Origin of the sequence: Actinosynnema sp. NPDC059335 (assembly GCF_042752395.1) — a bacterium.
Classification (GTDB): domain Bacteria; phylum Actinomycetota; class Actinomycetes; order Mycobacteriales; family Pseudonocardiaceae; genus Actinosynnema.
The window spans coordinates 53,254-70,454 of the sequence record NZ_JBHYXZ010000022.1; the positions used below are offsets into that span (position 1 = coordinate 53,254).

Annotated in this window: 19 protein-coding genes and 1 pseudogene; 7 read left to right on the plus strand and 13 right to left on the minus strand. The window is 71.8% G+C overall.

Going from position 1 to position 17,201, the window contains the following annotated elements; all coding sequences use genetic code 11:
* The coding region (gene nhaA, locus ACFXGA_RS10075; RefSeq protein WP_378086183.1) for a Na+/H+ antiporter NhaA at positions 1-1,233 on the minus strand (1,233 nt) is incomplete at its 3' end.
* Positions 1,234-1,540: 307 nt separating this feature from the next.
* On the opposite strand from nhaA, the gene ACFXGA_RS10080 reads away from it, so the two are divergent.
* Positions 1,541-1,774, plus strand: coding sequence for a hypothetical protein (locus ACFXGA_RS10080; protein WP_378086185.1), 234 nt, complete (start codon positions 1,541-1,543; stop codon positions 1,772-1,774).
* A 36-nt stretch (positions 1,775-1,810) separates the two neighbouring features.
* Here the strand turns inward: ACFXGA_RS10080 and ACFXGA_RS10085 are convergent, their stop codons facing one another.
* Together ACFXGA_RS10085 and ACFXGA_RS10090 are read right to left on the minus strand one after the other, a co-directional pair.
* Positions 1,811-2,482 carry a potassium channel family protein gene (locus ACFXGA_RS10085; protein WP_378086187.1) on the minus strand — a complete coding sequence of 224 codons (672 nt, stop codon included), beginning with the start codon at positions 2,480-2,482 and terminating at the stop codon, positions 1,811-1,813.
* Positions 2,475-3,774, minus strand: a pseudogene (locus tag ACFXGA_RS10090) (TrkH family potassium uptake protein). Before ACFXGA_RS10090 ends, ACFXGA_RS10085 begins: the two are co-directional and overlap by 8 nt.
* 267 nt (positions 3,775-4,041) lie before the next feature.
* Between ACFXGA_RS10090 and ACFXGA_RS10095 the strand changes: the two are divergent.
* From ACFXGA_RS10095 to ACFXGA_RS10105, 3 genes are read left to right on the plus strand one after another with little or no spacing between them, the layout of a single operon-like run.
* The gene (locus ACFXGA_RS10095) at positions 4,042-4,653 is read left to right on the plus strand and encodes a TetR family transcriptional regulator (RefSeq protein WP_378086189.1); all 612 of its coding nucleotides are present in this window, start codon (positions 4,042-4,044) and stop codon (positions 4,651-4,653) included.
* On the plus strand, positions 4,650-5,912 hold the full coding sequence (locus tag ACFXGA_RS10100) for a glycosyltransferase (protein ID WP_378086191.1): 1,263 nt from the start codon (positions 4,650-4,652) through the stop codon (positions 5,910-5,912). Before ACFXGA_RS10095 ends, ACFXGA_RS10100 begins: the two co-directional genes overlap by 4 nt.
* Entirely contained in the window at positions 5,909-6,427 is a 519-nt protein-coding gene (locus tag ACFXGA_RS10105; protein WP_378086193.1) for a DUF6653 family protein, read from the plus strand. The genes ACFXGA_RS10100 and ACFXGA_RS10105 overlap by 4 nt, the downstream gene beginning before the upstream one ends.
* 173 nt (positions 6,428-6,600) lie before the next feature.
* On the opposite strand, the gene ACFXGA_RS10110 is transcribed toward ACFXGA_RS10105, so the two are convergent.
* The 6 genes from ACFXGA_RS10110 to ACFXGA_RS10135 form a co-directional block, all read right to left on the minus strand.
* Positions 6,601-7,467 carry an SAM-dependent methyltransferase gene (locus ACFXGA_RS10110; RefSeq protein ID WP_378086195.1) on the minus strand — a complete coding sequence of 289 codons (867 nt, stop codon included), beginning with the start codon at positions 7,465-7,467 and terminating at the stop codon, positions 6,601-6,603.
* 172 nt (positions 7,468-7,639) lie between these two features.
* Entirely contained in the window at positions 7,640-8,026 is a 387-nt protein-coding gene (locus ACFXGA_RS10115) for a hypothetical protein (protein ID WP_378086197.1), read from the minus strand.
* Between the two features lie 190 nt (positions 8,027-8,216).
* Positions 8,217-8,654 carry a hypothetical protein gene (locus ACFXGA_RS10120; protein WP_378086199.1) on the minus strand — a complete coding sequence of 146 codons (438 nt, stop codon included), beginning with the start codon at positions 8,652-8,654 and terminating at the stop codon, positions 8,217-8,219.
* Positions 8,655-9,498: 844 nt separating this feature from the next.
* Positions 9,499-10,122 (minus strand): Scr1 family TA system antitoxin-like transcriptional regulator, encoded by a 624-nt coding sequence (locus ACFXGA_RS10125; RefSeq protein WP_378086201.1) that lies wholly within the window; start codon positions 10,120-10,122, stop codon positions 9,499-9,501.
* Between the two features lie 253 nt (positions 10,123-10,375).
* Complete coding sequence (locus ACFXGA_RS10130) at positions 10,376-10,780, minus strand: hypothetical protein (protein ID WP_378086204.1); 405 nt, start codon at positions 10,778-10,780, stop codon at positions 10,376-10,378.
* Positions 10,777-11,052, minus strand: a complete 276-nt coding sequence (locus ACFXGA_RS10135) for a zinc finger protein (protein ID WP_378086206.1) — start codon at positions 11,050-11,052, stop codon at positions 10,777-10,779. The genes ACFXGA_RS10130 and ACFXGA_RS10135 overlap by 4 nt, the downstream gene beginning before the upstream one ends.
* Here ACFXGA_RS10135 and ACFXGA_RS10140 point away from each other — a divergent pair.
* The 3 genes from ACFXGA_RS10140 to ACFXGA_RS10150 are packed head-to-tail and all read left to right on the plus strand — an operon-like array spanning position 10,996 to position 12,625.
* Complete coding sequence (locus ACFXGA_RS10140) at positions 10,996-11,490, plus strand: hypothetical protein (protein ID WP_378086237.1); 495 nt, start codon at positions 10,996-10,998, stop codon at positions 11,488-11,490. The two genes, ACFXGA_RS10135 and ACFXGA_RS10140, sit on opposite strands and share 57 nt — an antisense overlap.
* Positions 11,487-12,338: a helix-turn-helix domain-containing protein gene (locus ACFXGA_RS10145; protein ID WP_378086208.1), complete on the plus strand. Its 852-nt coding sequence runs from the start codon at positions 11,487-11,489 to the stop codon at positions 12,336-12,338. The genes ACFXGA_RS10140 and ACFXGA_RS10145 overlap by 4 nt, the downstream gene beginning before the upstream one ends.
* A 35-nt stretch (positions 12,339-12,373) precedes the next feature.
* Positions 12,374-12,625, plus strand: a complete 252-nt coding sequence (locus ACFXGA_RS10150) for a DUF397 domain-containing protein (protein WP_378086210.1) — start codon at positions 12,374-12,376, stop codon at positions 12,623-12,625.
* 315 nt (positions 12,626-12,940) lie between these two features.
* On the opposite strand, the gene ACFXGA_RS10155 is transcribed toward ACFXGA_RS10150, so the two are convergent.
* Genes ACFXGA_RS10155 through ACFXGA_RS10170 form a run of 4 tightly spaced genes read right to left on the minus strand, consistent with a single transcriptional unit; the run spans position 12,941 to position 17,145 of the window.
* On the minus strand, positions 12,941-14,716 hold the full coding sequence (locus tag ACFXGA_RS10155; RefSeq protein ID WP_378086212.1) for an ABC transporter ATP-binding protein: 1,776 nt from the start codon (positions 14,714-14,716) through the stop codon (positions 12,941-12,943).
* The gene (locus tag ACFXGA_RS10160; RefSeq protein WP_378086214.1) at positions 14,713-15,222 is read right to left on the minus strand and encodes a lasso peptide biosynthesis B2 protein; all 510 of its coding nucleotides are present in this window, start codon (positions 15,220-15,222) and stop codon (positions 14,713-14,715) included. The genes ACFXGA_RS10155 and ACFXGA_RS10160 overlap by 4 nt, the downstream gene beginning before the upstream one ends.
* Entirely contained in the window at positions 15,219-15,488 is a 270-nt protein-coding gene (locus tag ACFXGA_RS10165; RefSeq protein ID WP_378086217.1) for a PqqD family protein, read from the minus strand. Before ACFXGA_RS10165 ends, ACFXGA_RS10160 begins: the two co-directional genes overlap by 4 nt.
* Positions 15,475-17,145: an asparagine synthase-related protein gene (locus ACFXGA_RS10170; protein ID WP_378086219.1), complete on the minus strand. Its 1,671-nt coding sequence runs from the start codon at positions 17,143-17,145 to the stop codon at positions 15,475-15,477. Before ACFXGA_RS10170 ends, ACFXGA_RS10165 begins: the two co-directional genes overlap by 14 nt.
* Between the last annotated feature and the right edge of the window lie 56 nt (positions 17,146-17,201).

The following is a 17,201-nucleotide window of genomic DNA, read 5'->3' on the forward strand; positions in this document are numbered from 1 at the left end:
CTCCTCGTCGTGGATGCGGCGGTAGACGCGGTTGCGCGCACGCAGGATCACGGTGGCGACCAGCGCGGACAGCAGCGACCCGAGCAGGATGCCGATCTTGGCGTCGTCGTAGGGTCCGGTGCCCTCGCCGAAGGCCAGTTCGCCCACCAGCAGCGACACGGTGAACCCGATGCCGCCCAGCACCGCCACGCCCACCACGTCCACCCAGGCCAGGTCGCCGTCCAGTTCGGCGCGGGTGAACCGGGAGACCAGCCACGTGGCAGCCGTGATGCCGACCAGCTTGCCCAGCAGGAGACCGGCGACGATGCCGATGGTGACGGTGTCGGTGAGCGAGGAGGCCAGGCCGGAGAGCCCGCCGATCGACACCCCGGAGGCGAAGAACGCGAACACCGGCACCGCGACCCCGGTCGACAGGGGCCGCCAGCGGTGCTCGAAGTGCTCGGCCAGGCCCGGCCCCTCGCCGGGTGCGCGGCGGATGACCGGAACGGCGAAGCCCAGCAACACCCCGGCCACGGTCGCGTGCACCCCGGAGGCGTGCATGAACCCCCAGGTCAGCGCGGCCAGTGGCAGCAACAGCCACCACGAGCGGACCCGCCGCTGCACCAGCACGGTGAACAGGGCCAGCGGCACGGCCGTGAGCAGCAGCGGTGTCACCGCCAGGTCGTCGGTGTAGAAGACCGCGATGATCACGATCGCGATCAGGTCGTCCACCACGGCCAGGGTGAGCAGGAACGTCCGCAGCGCCGCCGGCAGGCACCGCCCGATCACCGCGAGCACCGCCAGGGCGAAGGCGATGTCGGTGGCGGTCGGGATCGCCCATCCCGACGCCGTGCCCGGGGTGCCCAGGTTGACCAGCACGTAGATCAGGGCGGGCACCGCCACCCCGCCGAACGCGGCGGCCACCGGCACCGCCGCCCGCCGCGGGTCGCGCAGGTCCCCGGCCACGAACTCGCGCTTGAGCTCCAGGCCGGCGACAAAGAAGAAGATCGCCAGCAACCCGTCGGAGGCCCAGTGCCCGACGCTCAGGTCGAGGTGCAGGGAGGCGACCCCGAACTCGAAGTCGCGCAGCGCCTCGTAGGTCGGCGCCCACGGCGAGTTCGCCCAGACCAGGCCCAGCAGCGCCGCCGCCAGCATGATCACCCCGCCGACGGTTTCCAGTCGCAGGATGTCGGCGATCCGCTTGGCCTCGGGCCAGGAACCGCGGTTGAACAGAGTGGTGGCGCGGCGTTGCACGGGCGGCTCCCGAGGGTCGGTGGAACAACGTCGCCGACCAGGCTTCCCGGCACACCATGCCCGCACGCGGGCAACACCCCGACCGTACCCGGAGGTGGGTGTCGGCGCGCGGACCCGATGATCACATCGCCGTGAACAGCCGGTGCCCCCGCCCGGCGGATCTCGGAGGCGGGACGGGCGCGGTCGCCGTAACGCGGACGGTATCCGCACCGATACGGTGTGCGGCGCGGTCACCGGTCGGTGGCGGCGTGGTGTGCCGGGAAGTCTGGTCGGCGATCCAGAGCAACTCGTCCTTCCCGGAGTCGCCATGAGACGCTTGTCACCGCTCCACGTCGCCTTGTCCGTGAACGCCGCCTGCGCCGGGGCGAACCTGGTCCTGGCCGTCGTCTGGTCCAGCTGGGTGCTCGCGCTCGCCGGGGCGGGCTGGGCACTGGTGGCGGCCTGGTTGTTCGCGTTCCGCGAGGACGGCGACTCGGGACCGGACGCGGCCGAGGCGATGGAGGAGCGGCCTGAGGAGCCGCTTGTCCTGCCCCGCTCCTGATCCCCGGCGGCACCGCGCTCCGGGAATCGAGGAGCTTCAGGTGAGGTCGGCGAACGCCTCCACCTGCCGGGTGCGGCCGGCGACGATGAGGATGTCGCCGCGTTCGACGACCGTGTCGGCGGTGGCATAGGTGAAGTCCCGGCCGGGCCGCTTGATCGCCACCACGGTGACGCCGTGCCGGGTGCGCAGCCTGCTGTCGGCCAGGGGCACCCCGACGGCCTGCGCCGGGGCGGCGGTCTTGACCATGGCGTAGTCGTCGTCGAACTCGATGTAGTCCAGCATTCGGCCGGTCACCATGTGCGCGACGCGCTCGCCCATCTCGTGCTCGGGCAGCACGACGTGGTGGGCGCCCATGCGCTGCAGGATGTGGCCGTGGCGGCGACTGTTGGCCTTGGCCCAGATGTGGGGGACGTCGAAGTCGACCAGCAGGGCGGTGGTGAGGATGCTCGCCTCCAGGTCCGATCCGATCGCCACGACCGCGCGCCGGTACTCGTGGACGCCCAGTTGCCGGAGGGCGGTCTCGTCGGTGGAGTCCGCGACCGCGGCGTGGGTGAGGTCGTCGGCGTAGCGCTGCACGAGCGCCGGGTCGGAATCGATGCCCAGGACCTGCGAGCCGTGCGCGGTCAACTCCCGGGCCAGGGAGGAGCCGAAGCGCCCCAGCCCGATGACGGCGATGCGGTTGGGTCGGGCGGTGTCGTGGTCAGCCAACGATCGGTCGCTCCTCGGGTAGTTCGTAGCGGCGGGCGCGCTCGCGCAGGGCCAGCGCGGAGGCGAGGGTGATCGGGCCCAGGCGTCCGATGAACATCAGTGCCACGAGCACCAGTTGCCCCGCCGGGGGGATCGCGGCGGTGATGCCGGTGGACAGCCCGACGGTGCCGAACGCGGAGGTCGCCTCGAACAGCACCGCGTCCAGCGGCAGTCCGGTGATCAGCAGCAGGACGAGGGTCGCGGAGGCCACGAGGCCGACACCGAGCAGGGCCACGGTCAGCGCCTGGCGTTGCACCGGGGAGGACAGGCGACGGCCGAGCACGTGCACGTTGGGCTCGCCGCGGACCTCGGCGGCGATGACGAACGCCAGCAGGGCGAACGTTGTCACCTTGATGCCACCCGCGGTGCCCGCGCTGCCGCCGCCGATGAACATCAGCACGTCGGTGACCAGCAGGGCGGCCGGGGTCATCTGCCCGACGTCGAGGGTGTTGAACCCGGCGGTGCGCGGGGTGACGCCGTGGAAAGCACCGAGCACCAGCTTGCCCCCCCAGCTCGTGCGGGCCGAGGGTGTCGGGATTGGACCACTCGATGGCGGTGACCGCCAGGACGCCCACCGCGGTCAGGGCGGCGTAGGTCAGCAGCGTGATCCGGGCGTGCAGCGACCAGCGGCGCAGCCGTCCCCGCAGCCGGCGACCGATCTCGAACAACACCGGGAAACCCAGGCCGCCGGTGATCAACGCCCCCATGACCGGGACGACGACCCAGGCATCCGTGGCGAACGGAGTCAGGCTGGTGGCGTAGAGGGCGAACCCGGCGTTGTTGAACGCCGAGATCGAGTGGAACACGCCCTCGTGGACAGCCCGGCCCCAGCCCATGCCGTAGCCCGTGGCGAACCGCGTGGTCAGCACCACGGCCGTGATCGCCTCGACAGCCAGGCTCACCGCCAGCACCCGCAGGACCACGCCCCTGACCTCGCCCAGCCCCAGGGCCTTGGTCTCCGCCTGGGCGGTCAACTGCATCCGCAGGCCCATGCGACGTGCCACCAGCAGCCCCAGCAGCGTGGCCAGCGTCATGACGCCCAGGCCACCGACCTGGATCAGGCCCAGCACGACCAGCTCGCCGAAGGTCGACCAGTGCGTCGCGGTGTCCACCACGACCAGACCGGTCACGCATACCGCCGAGGTCGCCGTGAACAGCGCGGTCACCAGGTCGGTGGGCTCCCCGGCCTCGCTCGCCGCGGGCAGTGCGAGCAGCAGTGCGCCCACCAGCACGGCGGCCCCGAACCCGAGCACGATCAGCCGGGCAGGGTGGCCGACCCCGACGGGGCGGCCACGTCTCCGCCACCAACCGGTCCTGTTCACCCGATCACCCGAACGACCACGTTCGACCCCGTCGCCACGCCCCCACACTCACACACCTCGCCGGCGGGCGGACACGCACCCTGGCGCGTTGACGCGCCATTAACGCTGTCGTGGGACAACGCGTGGCGGCCGCAAAGACGACGTAAAGATCCCGACCGGCCCTGGCGACGGACTGAACATCCGTTCAATGATCTGCACATGTGTTCAGCACAGGCGGATCTCACCGCGCGAGCCCGCATCCGCGACGCCGCGCTCGCGCGCTTCGGGGCCGACGGGGTGGCCGGCGCTTCCGTGCGGGCCATCGCCGCGGACGCCGGGGTGTCAGCGGCGCTGGTGGTGCACCACTTCGGGTCGAAGGAAGGCCTGCGGCAGGCGTGTGACGAGCACGTGCTGGCGGCCATGGACGGCGGTGACGGGATGGAGGGGGAGGCGTTGGCGCGGGTGCTGGCGGCGGCAACCCCGGCGCGGCGCTACCTGGCCCGTTCCCTGGTGGACGGCTCCGGGGCCGCGACCGCCCTGTTCGACCGGATCGTGGAGCGCACCGAGCGGTGGCTGGCCGAGGGCGAGACCGACGGCCGGGTGCGCCCGACGGAGGACCCGCGGGCGCGGGCGGTGGTCTACGTGGCCTGGCAGCTCGCTCCGCTGCTGCTCGGTGAACAGGTCGGACGGCTGCTGGGCGGCGACCCGGCCGAGCCCGCCACCGCGACCCGCGGGGCGCGGGCCGGGCTGGAGATGCTCACCGGTGGGCTGTTCACCGACGACCACTGGCTGCGCGCCTTCACCGGGCTCGACGGGAGTGGGCGGCGGTGAGGGCGCTGCTGGTCACCCACGGCACGCGCGGCGACGTGCAGCCGCTGCTCGCGCTGGCCGTGGCACTGCGCCACGCCGGCCACGAGGTCCTGCTGGCCGCGCCGCGGTCCACCGCCGCGGTGGCGGTCGAGCACGATGTCGAGTTCGCCGGGCTGGACGAAGGACCCAACCGGCTGCTGGACGACCCCGTGTTCCGGGAGGCCGTGGACGGCGGCTACCGAGGGCTGCGGGGCAAGGTCACCGCCGTGCGCACCGCGCGCCGCATCAAGCCGCTGATGGCCGACGTGCTGCGCGATCTGGGCGACGTCGCACGCGGTTCGGCCGCCGACGTGGTCGTGCACACCCCGACCCTGCCCGCGCAACACGTCGCCGAGCTGCTGGGCGTCCCGTCCGTGGTCGCCGCCCTGCAACCGGGCTGGGTGCCCACCGCGGCGTTCCCGTGCCCGATGCTGCCGCTGCCCCGGCTTCCGAAAGCGCTCAACCGTGCCACCTACCTGGCGGTGAGCGCGACGCTGCGCGCCTACGCCGGCATCACCGACCGGTGGCGGATCGACCATCTGCGCCTACCGCGCCGCCGCGGAGCGCACGACCTGCTGCACGATGCGCACGGCCACGACCGGCTGGTGCTCCAGGCGTTCAGCCCGCTGGTCACGCCCGTCGCCCCGGACTGGCCGACCTCCGTGCGCACCACGGGCTTCTGGTACCTGCCCGACGCCCCGTGGACGCCCCCGCGGGACCTGGACGAGTTCCTAGCCGCCGGACCGGCGCCGGTGCACCTGGGCTTCGGCAGCATGGCGGGCCGCGACACGGCGCGCACCGGCCGGATCGTCACCGAGGCGGTGCGCGCGGCCGGCGTCCGCGCCGTGCTGGCCACCGGCCGGGGCGTGACCACACCGTCCACACCGGACGTCCACGTCATCGACCAGGCTCCACACCAGTGGCTGTTCCCGCGCATGAGCGCGGTGGTGCACCACGGGGGAGCGGGCACCACCGCGGCCGCGCTGGCCGCGGGCGTGCCGCAGGTGGTGTGCCCGTTCGTCGCCGACCAGCCCCACTGGGCGCACCGCGCCCACGCCGCCGGCGTCGCTCCACCGCCGGTCCGCCAACAACGCCTCACCGCGACCGCGCTGGCCGAAGCCGTCGCCACCGCCGTGCACGACACGGCGATGCGCCGTCGTGCACGGGACCTCGGCGCCGACATCCGCGCCGAGGACGGCGTCGCCCGGGCGGTCGCCGCGCTGGAGGACGTCACCCGTTGAGGAACCGATCACAGGAGGAAGCACCCGTGGACTTCGCCGACGGGGTCGCCAAGACCTTCCGCATGGACGACGAGGCGTGGCGTCGCCACGCCAACCCCTGGAGCGTGTGGACCCGCTTCGCCGCCATCCCGGCCCTGCTGCCGGCCGTGTGGAGCCGGGCCTGGATCGGCTGGTGGAGCTTGGTGCCCATCGGGGTCGTGGTGGTGTGGCTGTTCGTCAACCCGCGAGTGTTCCCGCCGGTCGACGCCCCCGAGAGCTGGGCCGCGCGGGGCATCCACGGCGAACGTGCCTGGCTGCGCGACCGCGATTCGGTCGCGCCGGACCACCGCGCCGTCCTGCGCCTGCTGGTCGTCCTGGGCCTCGCCGGGTTCGGGCTGGTCGTGTGGGGCCTGGTCGCCCTGGAGGTGTGGCCCACGGTGTTCGGTGCGACCGTGCTGGTCCTGGCACAACTCTGGCGCATCGACCGCTTCACCTACCTGTGGGAAGCGACGATCACACGCCAGGGTTCGGCGTGAGCACGCCGGCGCCGGCGCGGGGGCGGCGCGAACGCGGCCGGGGGATCGCTGTCGGTGCCGGCCCGCCCGGATCGGATTCGTCCGGCGACCGACTGGTGGTGCGGTGCCCGTGCGGCACGTGCGCGGGTCGGACCGCGATGACGGACCCGACGGAGCCGAGAACCCGCCGCCGGTCAGGTCTTCACCGCCAGGACGCACCGCTCGATCTCCGACACCGGAAGCGCGCGACCGGCGGGGCGCAGGTAGCGGGCGTCGTACTCCGCGGGCCCGACCTGCTCCACCGCGGCCCACCCGTAGGGTGCGAGGAAGTCCTCCACCTTGTCGGGAGCGAGACCGAAACGCCACAACCGCTTGCCGGAAACGAACTCCCGGTGGGCGGCCTGCGCGCCGTACAGGGAGGTGCCGTCCAGGAAGTCCCGCCGGACGTAGGTGAACACCAGTTCACTGCCCGGCGCCGCCTCTGCCAGGAAGTCGAACGTCGCCCGCACCCCCGGCTCGTCCAGGTACTGGGTCACCGCCTCCCACACGAACAGCGTCCGCTGCCCACGGCGGTAACCGCGCTGCGCCAGGACCTCACCCAGGTCCTGGGTGCCGAAGTCGACCGGCACCAGCGTCACCCGTGCGGACACCTCGGCGCCCAGGCGGGCGATCAGGGCGCGCTTGCGTTCGACGTTGACCGGCAGGTCCACCTCGTACACCGACGCCCCGGCCGGTCGTGCGATCCGGTGGGCGCGCGTGTCGAACCCCGCCCCGAGCACCACCACCGCCTCGATCCCGGTGGTCAGGGCGGCGCGCACCCGGTCGTCGATGTACCGCTTGCGGCACAGCACACCCGCCCACAACCCCGGGACCTTCTTCTCGGTGGCCGCGATGAGTGCCCGTCGCACGGGCCGCCACCGCGCGCACGCGACCGCCACTCTCCCGACCGCCGGCAGCAGGCGGCCGGCCAACTCATCGCGCACCAGCGGTCGGTCCTCGGCCTGCTCCACCGCGACGATCACCATCGGGCCCACGGCGGTCTGCGCCGCACGATCGCTCATCAGTGCTCCTCGGGAACGGTCCGACACGACGCCGACCAGACTTCCCGGCACACCGACACCCACCCTACAACCGCCGTGCTCCGGCGGGATCCGCTCCGGTGGAGGAGGGCCAGTTCGCCTTTCGCGGTCCGAGACCGGCCGGTTGCCTTCGCGGTGGTCTGCCGCACCGGGGCTACGGCACGGGCAGCGGCGACAGCAGCCAGCGCCCGTCCTTCTCCACGACGGCCTGGGCGAAACTCACCTCGCCGTTGGACTCCGAACGGCCGGACACCACGATCTGCGGGAAGCCGCCGCGACTGCGGCCTGGTGTCACCGTCGTTCCGCTGATCTTCACTTCGTCCAGGCGGTCGAAGTACGAGTCGGTGAAGTTGTCGATGCCCGAACTCGGGTAGTCCACCAGGTTGCCGAAAGCATCGCGGTCACGGTTGTCCAGCGAGGCTCGCAGATCCCTGGCCAGATCCTCGAACGAGGCGGCCCCCGGCTCCGGCTCACGTGCGATGGAAATCGTGAGGAAGGCGATCCAGCCCAGGACAAGGGCCATCACCACCGGAACGATCACGCGTCTCTGTGCTACCCGGACCACCGCTCCATGATGGCACACACCGGTGTTCCGGAAGCCGGTCCGCGCACGTGGCTGCCCACCTGTGGCGCCGGGGACGGCGCACGAGCGGTTCAGGGCTCCGTCCTGCGCGTCGGACGGAGCCCTGAACGGGCGGTCGAGAACCGGACCGCGCCCGCCGATCGGACGTCTAGCTGTGGATCGTGGCGCAGGGCCTCTTGCCGGGCCACCCGTTCCAGTTCCCGCACACCTGCATGCCGTCGGCGAAGTCGAGGCCGACGTTGGTGCCGACTTCGATGCGCTGGGTCCGCTGACCCGTGACGTACGTGCTCTGGTAGTAGTAGATGTTGTTCCCGATGCTGATCTTGCCGTAGTCGGTCCACGGCGCGTACGCGGCGACGTTGGTGTGCCGCGTCAGCCCGATGTAGTCCACGTGCAGACCGGTGCCCCGCACGATCACGCACACCGAGTAGTCCAGACCCGCGTTGCCGGTGCAGACCTCCGCGCTGAGCACTCCCACGTTGCCGAGGTCGCTCCCGGTGGTGGCCTGCGCGGCACTGCCACCGGAGACGACACCCAACAAGACGATCGCCAATGCGCCGAGCAGAATTCGCACACGTTTCAGCACTGAAGTTCCCTTCGGTTTCGCCCAACAAAGTGGGGAACACGGTCGAGCGCGGACTGCGTTCCGCAGGCTTGATCCGCGCCGCATCGTTGCGCTGTTCCCAGCGCATGGCGCAACGACGGTCGCGATCTACGATCGAACGCACAGGCCGGGGGATTGCCGTCGCGGATTCGCGGTCGGGTCGTCGAGACAGAGTCGACCGCCTGGGCATTACCCCTGTGCCAACCCGCCGACTCTGCGGGCGTTGACCGGACTGCCGTTGCGGAGGTGGCCGCCTGAGTGGCGGGAGGAATGGTCCGAAATGTCGGTCGACTTGCTACGGCACCATGGTCCCGGGCGCCGAGGCCATCGTGGCCGGCCCATTTCCACGCCTGCGCGACATTACCGCCCCCAATCGGTGGTGCGGACCGGGTGGACCGCTCGTCGATGCACCGAAAGTATCCATCCGACTACGCACGATCAACCTGCTGTGTGCTGCGTCACTGCCCCGGTCGGAGGTGTCCGCTCTTGATTGCGGGGCATCCCGAGGTGCGGTTCCGACGCTCCCACCGGTGAAGACAGCGATGCCTCGGCTCGTCTCGCACCCTGTCCCGTTCATCGTCCCCGACCACCGTTCCGGCTCGCCGTCGAGCAGGTCCCCCGCCATCTGCCCTACGTGCGTTGTGTATCGCCGGCGGGACAGGTTCCAAGGGGTTTCCGCTGCGGCCGGGTAGCTTCGCCGTTCCTGCAGGGTGTGATGCCCGTCGCGAGTTCGGATGGCGGTGGCCACCCGGGCAGCACACCGCGGCAGGCCCTGTGACGGCGCCGCGCACACCTGATCGCAAGGTGCACCCGCAGGGTCTGCCGATTATCGGCCGAGGCGGACGAGGAACTCGTCGAGGCGGTCGAAGAGCGTGTACGCGGCCAGCAGGTGGGGTGTCTCTTCGGTGAAGTGTGCGGCGTGCAGGTACGCGTAGAGCACGACGGCGGGGCCGTCGGGCATGCGGAAGTAGGTCAGGGGGTGGTGCTCGAACCCGGGGTGTAGCCCGGCGCCGGAAGGGATGACGCGCACCGTGACGTCGGCGCGGTCCACGACGGCCTGTTCCAGCACGTAGGCGGTGCACCGTTCGGGATCGAGCCGGGTGAAGGCCGGGTGGATGCCCAGTGGTGCGAAGAGGTCGATACGTTCCGCGGTCCGGCAGAGCAGGTCCAGAGCGGTCGTCGCTTCGGCGTTCCAGGAGCACCACATCTCGGGCTGGTTCGCCTGACGGGCCGCTCTGGTGAGGTGGTTCCACTCCGAACCGCAGAGCGGCTTGTAGGCGGGCAGGACTGAGTGCCACGAGTCCGTGATGCCGTCTTCCAGTTGTCGGACGTCGTCGGCTTGCTGCCCGGTGCGGGCGGCGAGTTCGGCAACCGTCAGGCCGGCGGCGTCGCGCAGTTGGCGGAGTTCGAGGCCGAGCAGGCGGCCACGCAGCGTGGGCGTGCCTTCCATCAGTCGGTCACCTCGTGGCGACGGGTCGTGGCCTGCGGTGCGTTGTCGGGTTTGATCATGCGGCTATCTCTGCTGTTCCTGGTGGAAGGCGGGCGTAGTGGAGGCTTGAAGGGGTGGGGCGGCAGGGGGTGCGGGTGCGGCCCTGCCGCCCCGGCGACCGGCTCGGTCCGGCGCTCTGCGGGCATCGGTCACGTGGAGGCAGCGTGATCGGGGTATGCGCGAGCGCTGTGCGAAACGGATCGGGCCGGCTGGATCAGCAGGCGACGACGTCGTCGGGTGGGTCGGTTCTCGCAGCCCGACACCGGGGCAGGCGCGGTGGAGCGGCCCGGCATCGTGCCGTCGAGAGCCGGTGTCGTGGGTGGTGACCGGTCGCGTTGTCGCGGGCGAGTTGGAACTCCAGCAGCGCTCGGCACGGCACCGGTTCGCGGCGCCACCAGCGTCCCGCCCGGCAGTGCGTGCAGTGGCCGTTCGCGTCCGGCACGTGCAGCGCGAGCAGGGCCTGCAACCCGGCGGCCAGGCCGGGCACTTCGGTGCGTGCCACGTCGGCGACGGTGTGCTCGTCACCGTCGAGCACCACGTCGCGCAACGCGTCGAGGTCGGACCACAGCCGGTCGCACAACGCGGCGAACACGACGTTGTTGTTCCGCGCGACCCTCACGATCGGCCTCCCACGGTCGTGCGCGGCGCGTCGCCGGCCTGGCGCGGCCGCGGGAACGCGGGAATGCCCTCGAACTCGCGCCACGCTGCGTCGCAACTCCAGCACGTCGGCCAGCAGCCGTCGGGGGAGCGGGGCGGCGGGTCGTGCGGCACCGTGACATCGACACCGCACAACGTGTTCCCCACGTCGTTGGCCGCCATGGAGTCCGGGATCGCGTGACGCTGCCCGCGGTACGGCAGCCACCGGAACGCACGGATGCCCATCACGACCATCCCTCGAAGGCTCCGCAGCCGGTCGAGGCTTCGTCTCTTGGGCTGAGACCTGAATCAGGCTGCACCACGGTCGGCCTGTCGCCGGCCGAACCGTGGTGCCTCCCGCTCGCCGACCGGTACTGGGGCGGCCATGCCGTCCACTGGATCATCGCCGGGGAGCAGCACTTCCCCACCGACCATCCCGTGGAACCGCCCGTCGGCAAGTCATCGGGGAACGCGCTCGACCCGGGAGCGGACCGCGCCGGCGACGTGTCGACGATGGGTGATGATGCGGGACTGGTAACTTGCGTAACCGCGCTCATGATCCCTCCCATCCGAAGCGTCAACCGGGCCCAGACAGTAAACCCGTTTAAACAAGTTCGCTACTCAAGCTTATGGGTGAACATGCCTGCTACGTTCCGCTCACAGGTAGAACGGCCTGAACCGGAGGCTCGATGACCACCGCCGCGATCCCCAAGCGCGTCGCCGACGTCATCATCGGACGCAAGCTCGCCGCGCTTCGAACGGCTCGCGGCATGAGCCAGGCCGAAGCGGGCAAGATCCTGGACTGCACGCAGAACAAGATCGGCAACCTCGAGCGCGGCGACAGCAGCATCACGCTGCCCGATCTCCGGGCGCTCTTCGAGGGCTACGGCTCCGACGAGCCGACGCGGGAACGCCTGCTGCTACTGGCACAGGGCAGGGAGAAGCGCGCGTCACGCACAGCGTTGCGCGCCAGCTTCCAAGGGACGATGCGCGAGGTCGTCGACCTGGAGACCAGCGCGCACTACCTGTGGCAGCACAACAGCATGACAATCCCGGGCTTGCTGCAGACCGAGGCGTACATGCGTTCGCTGTTCCGGGCGGCCAGGCCGTCGATGAGCCTGGACGACGTCGAACGGGCCACGACGCTCCGGCTACGGCGACAGGCGATCCTCGACAACACCGACCAGCGGTTCTGGTTCGTCATCGACCAGGCCGCGCTCGAGCGCATGGCCAACATGGACGGCAGCTCCACGATCCAGCGCGAGCAGAAGCAGGCGATCGCCGACGCCATCGACCGGCCGAACGTCGAGGTCCAGGTCGTTCCGTGGCACGTCGGCTACTACTTCGGCCAAGCCTTCACGTACACGATCTTCGGTTACGAGAGCGATCCTCCCGTACAACTGGTGCACGCGGAGGGTCTCAAGGACGGCCATGTCACGTCCAATCAGGAGGAGGTGAACGAGTACCTCACGGTGTGGGACCACCAGAGGGCCGCAGCACTCGGCCCGGAGCAGTCCCGCGCCTTCCTGCTGACGTCGTGATTGGCCGACGCAGCACACGAGGAGAGGAAGCAACGATGATCCACCCGTTGTCGCCGGGACCGGAGGTCCCGGGGTGGTCACCGCAGGGAGCCGAAGTGCTCACCGGGTGGCACAAGTCCACGTACAGCGATCCCAATCAGTCGTGCGTCGAGGTCGGCGGAAGTGTCGAGGGGTCGCTGGTCGGGGTGCGTGACACGAAGAACCGCACGGCCGGTGCGCTGGTCTTCTCGACCCGCGCGTGGCGGGCGTTCACCTCGGATGCCGTCGAGGACCGCTTCACCGCGTGAACCCGGTCCGGTGCACGGCCCGTGCGATGTCCGGGCCGTGCGCCGGGCGGGGCGGGTCAGTGGTCGCGGAGGAGGTGGAGGTAGCCGCGGTTGATCGGTTGGCCCAGTGCGACGTCGAGGTTCCACCCGGTGCCCTGAACCGACGCGATCGGACACAGACTGCCGGGCCGCAGGCGACCACAGCTTCTCCGTCGCCGGGTTGGAGAAGGGCTGGGACGCCGTCGTGCAGGCCCCTTGTCCCGCAGGCGTACCGGCAGCCTGGCCGGCGCAGTCGTGTGAACTGCGAGCGGCCCGAGCCGCCGGCCCGCCGGCGCATCAGACGAGTTGGCCGGCGAGCCGCCGGTACAGAGGGCTGGTGCTCAGCAGTTCCTCGTGCCGCCCGGTCGCGACCACGCGTCCCCGGTCGAGTACCGCGATCTGCTCGACGTCGCGCACGGTGGACAGGCGGTGGGCGATCACCACGACGGTGGAACTCCGGGCGACCCGGCGCACGGTGGCGGTCAGCATCGCCTCGTTCTCGGCGTCCATCTGCGCGGTCGGCTCGTCGAGCAACAGCAGTTCGGGGCGGCACAGCAGCGCGCGGGCGATGGCGACGCGTTGTCGCTCGCCGCCGGACAGCCGCACGCCCCGTTCGCCCACCTCGGAGTCCAGCCCTTCGGGCAGCCGCTCGACCAGGTCGGTGAGGTTGGTCGTCCGCAGCACCCGCCACAGCTCGGCCTCGTCCGTGTCCGGCGCGGCGTAGCAGAGGTTGGCACGCAGCGAGCCCCACAGGACGGGCGCTTCCTGCTCGACGTAACCGATCCGGGCCCGCAGCTCGTGGGGGCGGATGCCGCGCAGGTCGCGCCCGTCGAGGGAGATGGTGCCGGAGTCCGGGTCGTAGAATCGTTCGACCAGTGCGAACAGCGTCGACTTGCCCGTGCCGGACGGCCCCACCAGGGCGGTCCTGGAGTACGCCGGCACGGTCAGCGACACCTCCCGCAGCACCGGCCGGTCCTCGGTGTACCCGAACGACACGTCGCTGATCACCAGTTCGGCGGCGCGGGAGGCGGTCGGGTTCGGCGCGGGCGGGCCGTCGTCGGGTTCGCGGGGAAGGTCGAGGACCTCGTGGACCCTGTGCAGGGCGCCCAGGCCGCGCTGCACCGACGCCGCCGCCTGGAGGACCGAGACCAACGGCGCGACCAGCATCGTCAGGTACAGCAGGAACGCGACCAGCTCGCCGAGGGCCAGGGTGCCGCCGGCGACCCTGGCGCCCCCGACGCCCAGCACGAGCAGGAACGACCCGTGGGCCGCCGCGGACATGACGGGCGAGACCACCGAGTCCAGTTTCGCCGTGCGGATCCCGGCCCGGTAGGCGGCCTCCGCCCGTGCCTGGATACCGGCCGACTCCCGGCCACGGGCACGGCTGGCCAGCACCGTGCGGATCGCGCCGAGCGCGCGGTCCAGGTCGGCGGTCATCTCGCCGACCCGGTCCTGCGCCTCCTCGGCGGCGGCGCGGATGCCCGACAGCGCCATCCCGACCAGGGTGGCCGCCACCGCCACCACGCCCAGGACGAGCAGGAACATCGCCGGGTCGATCAGGACCATCATGAGCACCGAGCCGGCCAGGCCCACCGCGCCGACCAGCGCCTCGACCACCCCGGAGGACACGACCTCGCGCAGCAGCGCGGTGTCCGTCCCGGCCCGGGCCAGCAGATCGCCCGTCCGCAGCCGGTCGTGCTCGCGCAGGGGCAGGTGGAGCAGGTGGGCGATGAGTCGTCGCCGCAGGTCCAGGACGACGCCCTCGCCGCTGCGCTGGAGGAGGTAGCCCTGCACGCCGCCGAGGACCGCGCTGCCGAGGAACAGGCCGGCCAGCGCCAGGACGACCCCGGTGGTCGCGCCGCCGAGGTCGTCGATCACCCGCATGACCAGCAGCGGCTGCGCCAGCGACGCGCCGGCGCCGAGCAGCCCGAGCACCAGCGCGGCGAGCAGCCAGGAGCGCTGGGGGCGCAGGTGGCGCAGCAGGGTGCGCAGGCCGTGACCCGCCGGGGGAGGCGCGGTGGGTGCCGGGGAGGGTTGCAGGGCCTCCGCCGCGTCGACCTGGCGCGTGGTCACGAACCGTCACCCCGGACGGGGTGCCCGACGACGGCGACCCGTTGGAGCACCCGGTATCCCATGGTGACGTCGTCGTAGTCGTTGAGCACCGTGCCGTGCAGCTCGGTCCAGGCGTGGAAGCGGTCGGCGGAGGAAACGCCGGCGATCACCCTGCCGATGCACAGCTCCGCCGGGAGTCCCAACGTGGACAGGTAGGCCAGCAGCGCGAGGGAGCGCGGCATGCAGTCGGCGCGCGGCGCCAGGGCGCGGACCACGAGCTGGCACCAGAAGACGTGCCGCCCGGCGAGCCGGACGGCGGTGTCCGGGGGCAGCGACCCGAAGCCGGTCGGTCGGGGCCGCAGCGCGCGGAGGTGGCGTTGCGTCGCCGACCAGCCTTGCCTGCGGTAGGTCCGCAGGGCCCACGCGGTGCGTGCCGCCGCGTGCACGCGGTGCCGCAGGGGCACCCGCGGTGGCCGTGCGGCGGCGTCCGCGTCGGCCACGAACAGCTCCCAGTCGACCCCGCTCACCGGTCGCCCCTCGGCGCGGAAGTCACCAGCGCGCGTTGTTCGAGCTGGTCGATCAGCGAGCCGACGCCGGCCCGGACGGTGGCGTCGGTGGCGTCGACGTGGTCGAGCAGGTGGTCGACCACCTCGTCCATCGAGCCGAACCGCAGCGCCGCCCGGAGCATGAGCGTGCCGACCGCGTTCAACCCCAGGTACACGCTCTCGCGGGTGTCGAGGATGACGCCGGCGTCGTCGGTTCCGTCGAACACGACGTGGTCAGCCAATCGCACGAGTGGCAACGTTCTGCCCTTTCTCGGAGGCGGTCGTCCGCGGCGCGTCGTGGCCGCGCAGGAACAGTTCGGTCAGGGCGGAGTTCAGCAGGACCCTGGCGTTGCGGTGCCGGCGGTGGGGGTCCGCAAGCACCTCGGGGACCCGTCGGGGGTCCACGATCCCCCGCCGCACCAGGTGGGAGTCGGGGCCGCCGAGGAGCTCCAGGAACACCCCGGGGCGCGTGGAGGTGTACGCCTTGGGTACGCAGTCCAGCCACACCCGCCCGGTGCGCCGCCACACCGGCGCGGGCAGCCGGGTGGACAGCATGAGCCGCAGCACGGGCTTGCTGATCAGGCGACCGCGGTAGGGCAGGAGCCGGTAGGCGTCGGGCATGCGGTTGGCCAGCCGCTGGATGTCCCGGTTGCCCAGGGGGTTGCACATCACGATGCTGCGGGGCCGCCACACCACGAGGTTCGCGCACATGTCCTTGACGTCGAAGGCCGGCGCCGGGGCGGGTCGGTCGTCCGCCGGTGGCAGGAAGTCCGCGGCCTCCCGGTGCACGCCGCCGGACGAGCCGTCGTTGAGCAGCGAGGTCGACTTCCTGAGGCTGTCGAGCAGGCGGGGCAGTTCCCAGTGCGAGGACACCAGTCCTGCGCCGAGCACGGCCTTCTCCCGCAGGCGCAGGTCGCCGAACAGGACGTCGCGCGGCCCGTAGGTCAGCGGCCCGAACCGCAGGTCGCCGTCCCGGCCCCAGACCAGGCGCGTGATGCCGTCCTGCCGGACCCGGTCGGCGAGCTGCTCCAGCCAGCGGACGCCGTAGTTGAGGTACGGGTGGGGCAGGCGCCCGGTGGGCAGGAAGTCGTCCAGGTAGTCGGTGCGCAGCAGCACCAGCGGCACCGACAGGTGCTCGCAGACCATCCGGGCGTACGCCGACTCGTCGGCCAGCGGGTCGTCCAGCAGCACGTGGTAGACCACGACGTCCACGCCGGCCTCGACGAAGGCGGTCAGCACGGCGGCCGAGTCCAGCCCGCCGCTGAGCATCAGGCCGACCCGGCCGACGCCGACGTAGGACCGGGCCTCGCGCAGCAGGAGGTCGTAGGCGAGTTCCGCGTACTCCGGCAACGTGGTGCGCCGGGGCAGCGGCAGCGGGGGCACCTCGTCGAACCGCGCGGCGGTCGTGCGGTGCTCGTCGACCACGACCACCTCACCGGGCTCGACCGCGGTCAGGCCGTCGTAGATGAACACGTCGTCCCCGTGGCAGCACCGCAGCAGCGACTCGTCGTCGAACTCCCGGGCACCGGGGTCGAGCAGGTCGGTGGGGTCGGTCGACCACCGGACGGAGCGGTGGTCCCGCCGGTACAGCAGCGCTTCGGTGCTCTCGGCGTTGCGGAACAGGAACACCTTCCGGGGGGTCACCAGGCAGCCGCACAGCTCGCCGGGCACGTCGGCCAGCTCGGCGTGGCGGCCCTGCTCCAGCGCCACCGCGATGCGCCGGGCCCACGCGTCGGTGACCGGCCCCTTCACCGGTCCTGACAGCAGGAGGTAGCTGTCCTCGGCCACCCGAATCGGCTCCTGCGGCGCACCGGGGCGGCTGCGCTGCACCGCGTCGACCTCGGCGGTGTCGAACACCAGGCTGCCGGAGCAGCCGAGGTGGTCGGCGATCAGTGGAGAACCCACACCCATGTCCTTCCCGTGCGAGGTGGTGTCGGCTGCGGCTCGCCGCCACCCCGCTG

Excerpts from the sequence above, each read along its gene's own strand:
- ACFXGA_RS10095 (WP_378086189.1), top strand. The coding sequence starts at position 4,042 with ATGTGTTCAGCACAGGCGGATCTCACCGCGCGAGCCCGCATCCGCGAC.
- ACFXGA_RS10135 (WP_378086206.1), bottom strand. The coding sequence starts at position 11,052 with ATGGTCGTGATGGGCATCCGTGCGTTCCGGTGGCTGCCGTACCGCGGG.
- ACFXGA_RS10145 (WP_378086208.1), top strand. The coding sequence starts at position 11,487 with ATGACCACCGCCGCGATCCCCAAGCGCGTCGCCGACGTCATCATCGGA.
- ACFXGA_RS10080 (WP_378086185.1), top strand. The coding sequence starts at position 1,541 with ATGAGACGCTTGTCACCGCTCCACGTCGCCTTGTCCGTGAACGCCGCC.
- ACFXGA_RS10110 (WP_378086195.1), bottom strand. The coding sequence starts at position 7,467 with ATGAGCGATCGTGCGGCGCAGACCGCCGTGGGCCCGATGGTGATCGTC.
- ACFXGA_RS10150 (WP_378086210.1), top strand. The coding sequence starts at position 12,374 with ATGATCCACCCGTTGTCGCCGGGACCGGAGGTCCCGGGGTGGTCACCG.
- ACFXGA_RS10125 (WP_378086201.1), bottom strand. The coding sequence starts at position 10,122 with ATGGAAGGCACGCCCACGCTGCGTGGCCGCCTGCTCGGCCTCGAACTC.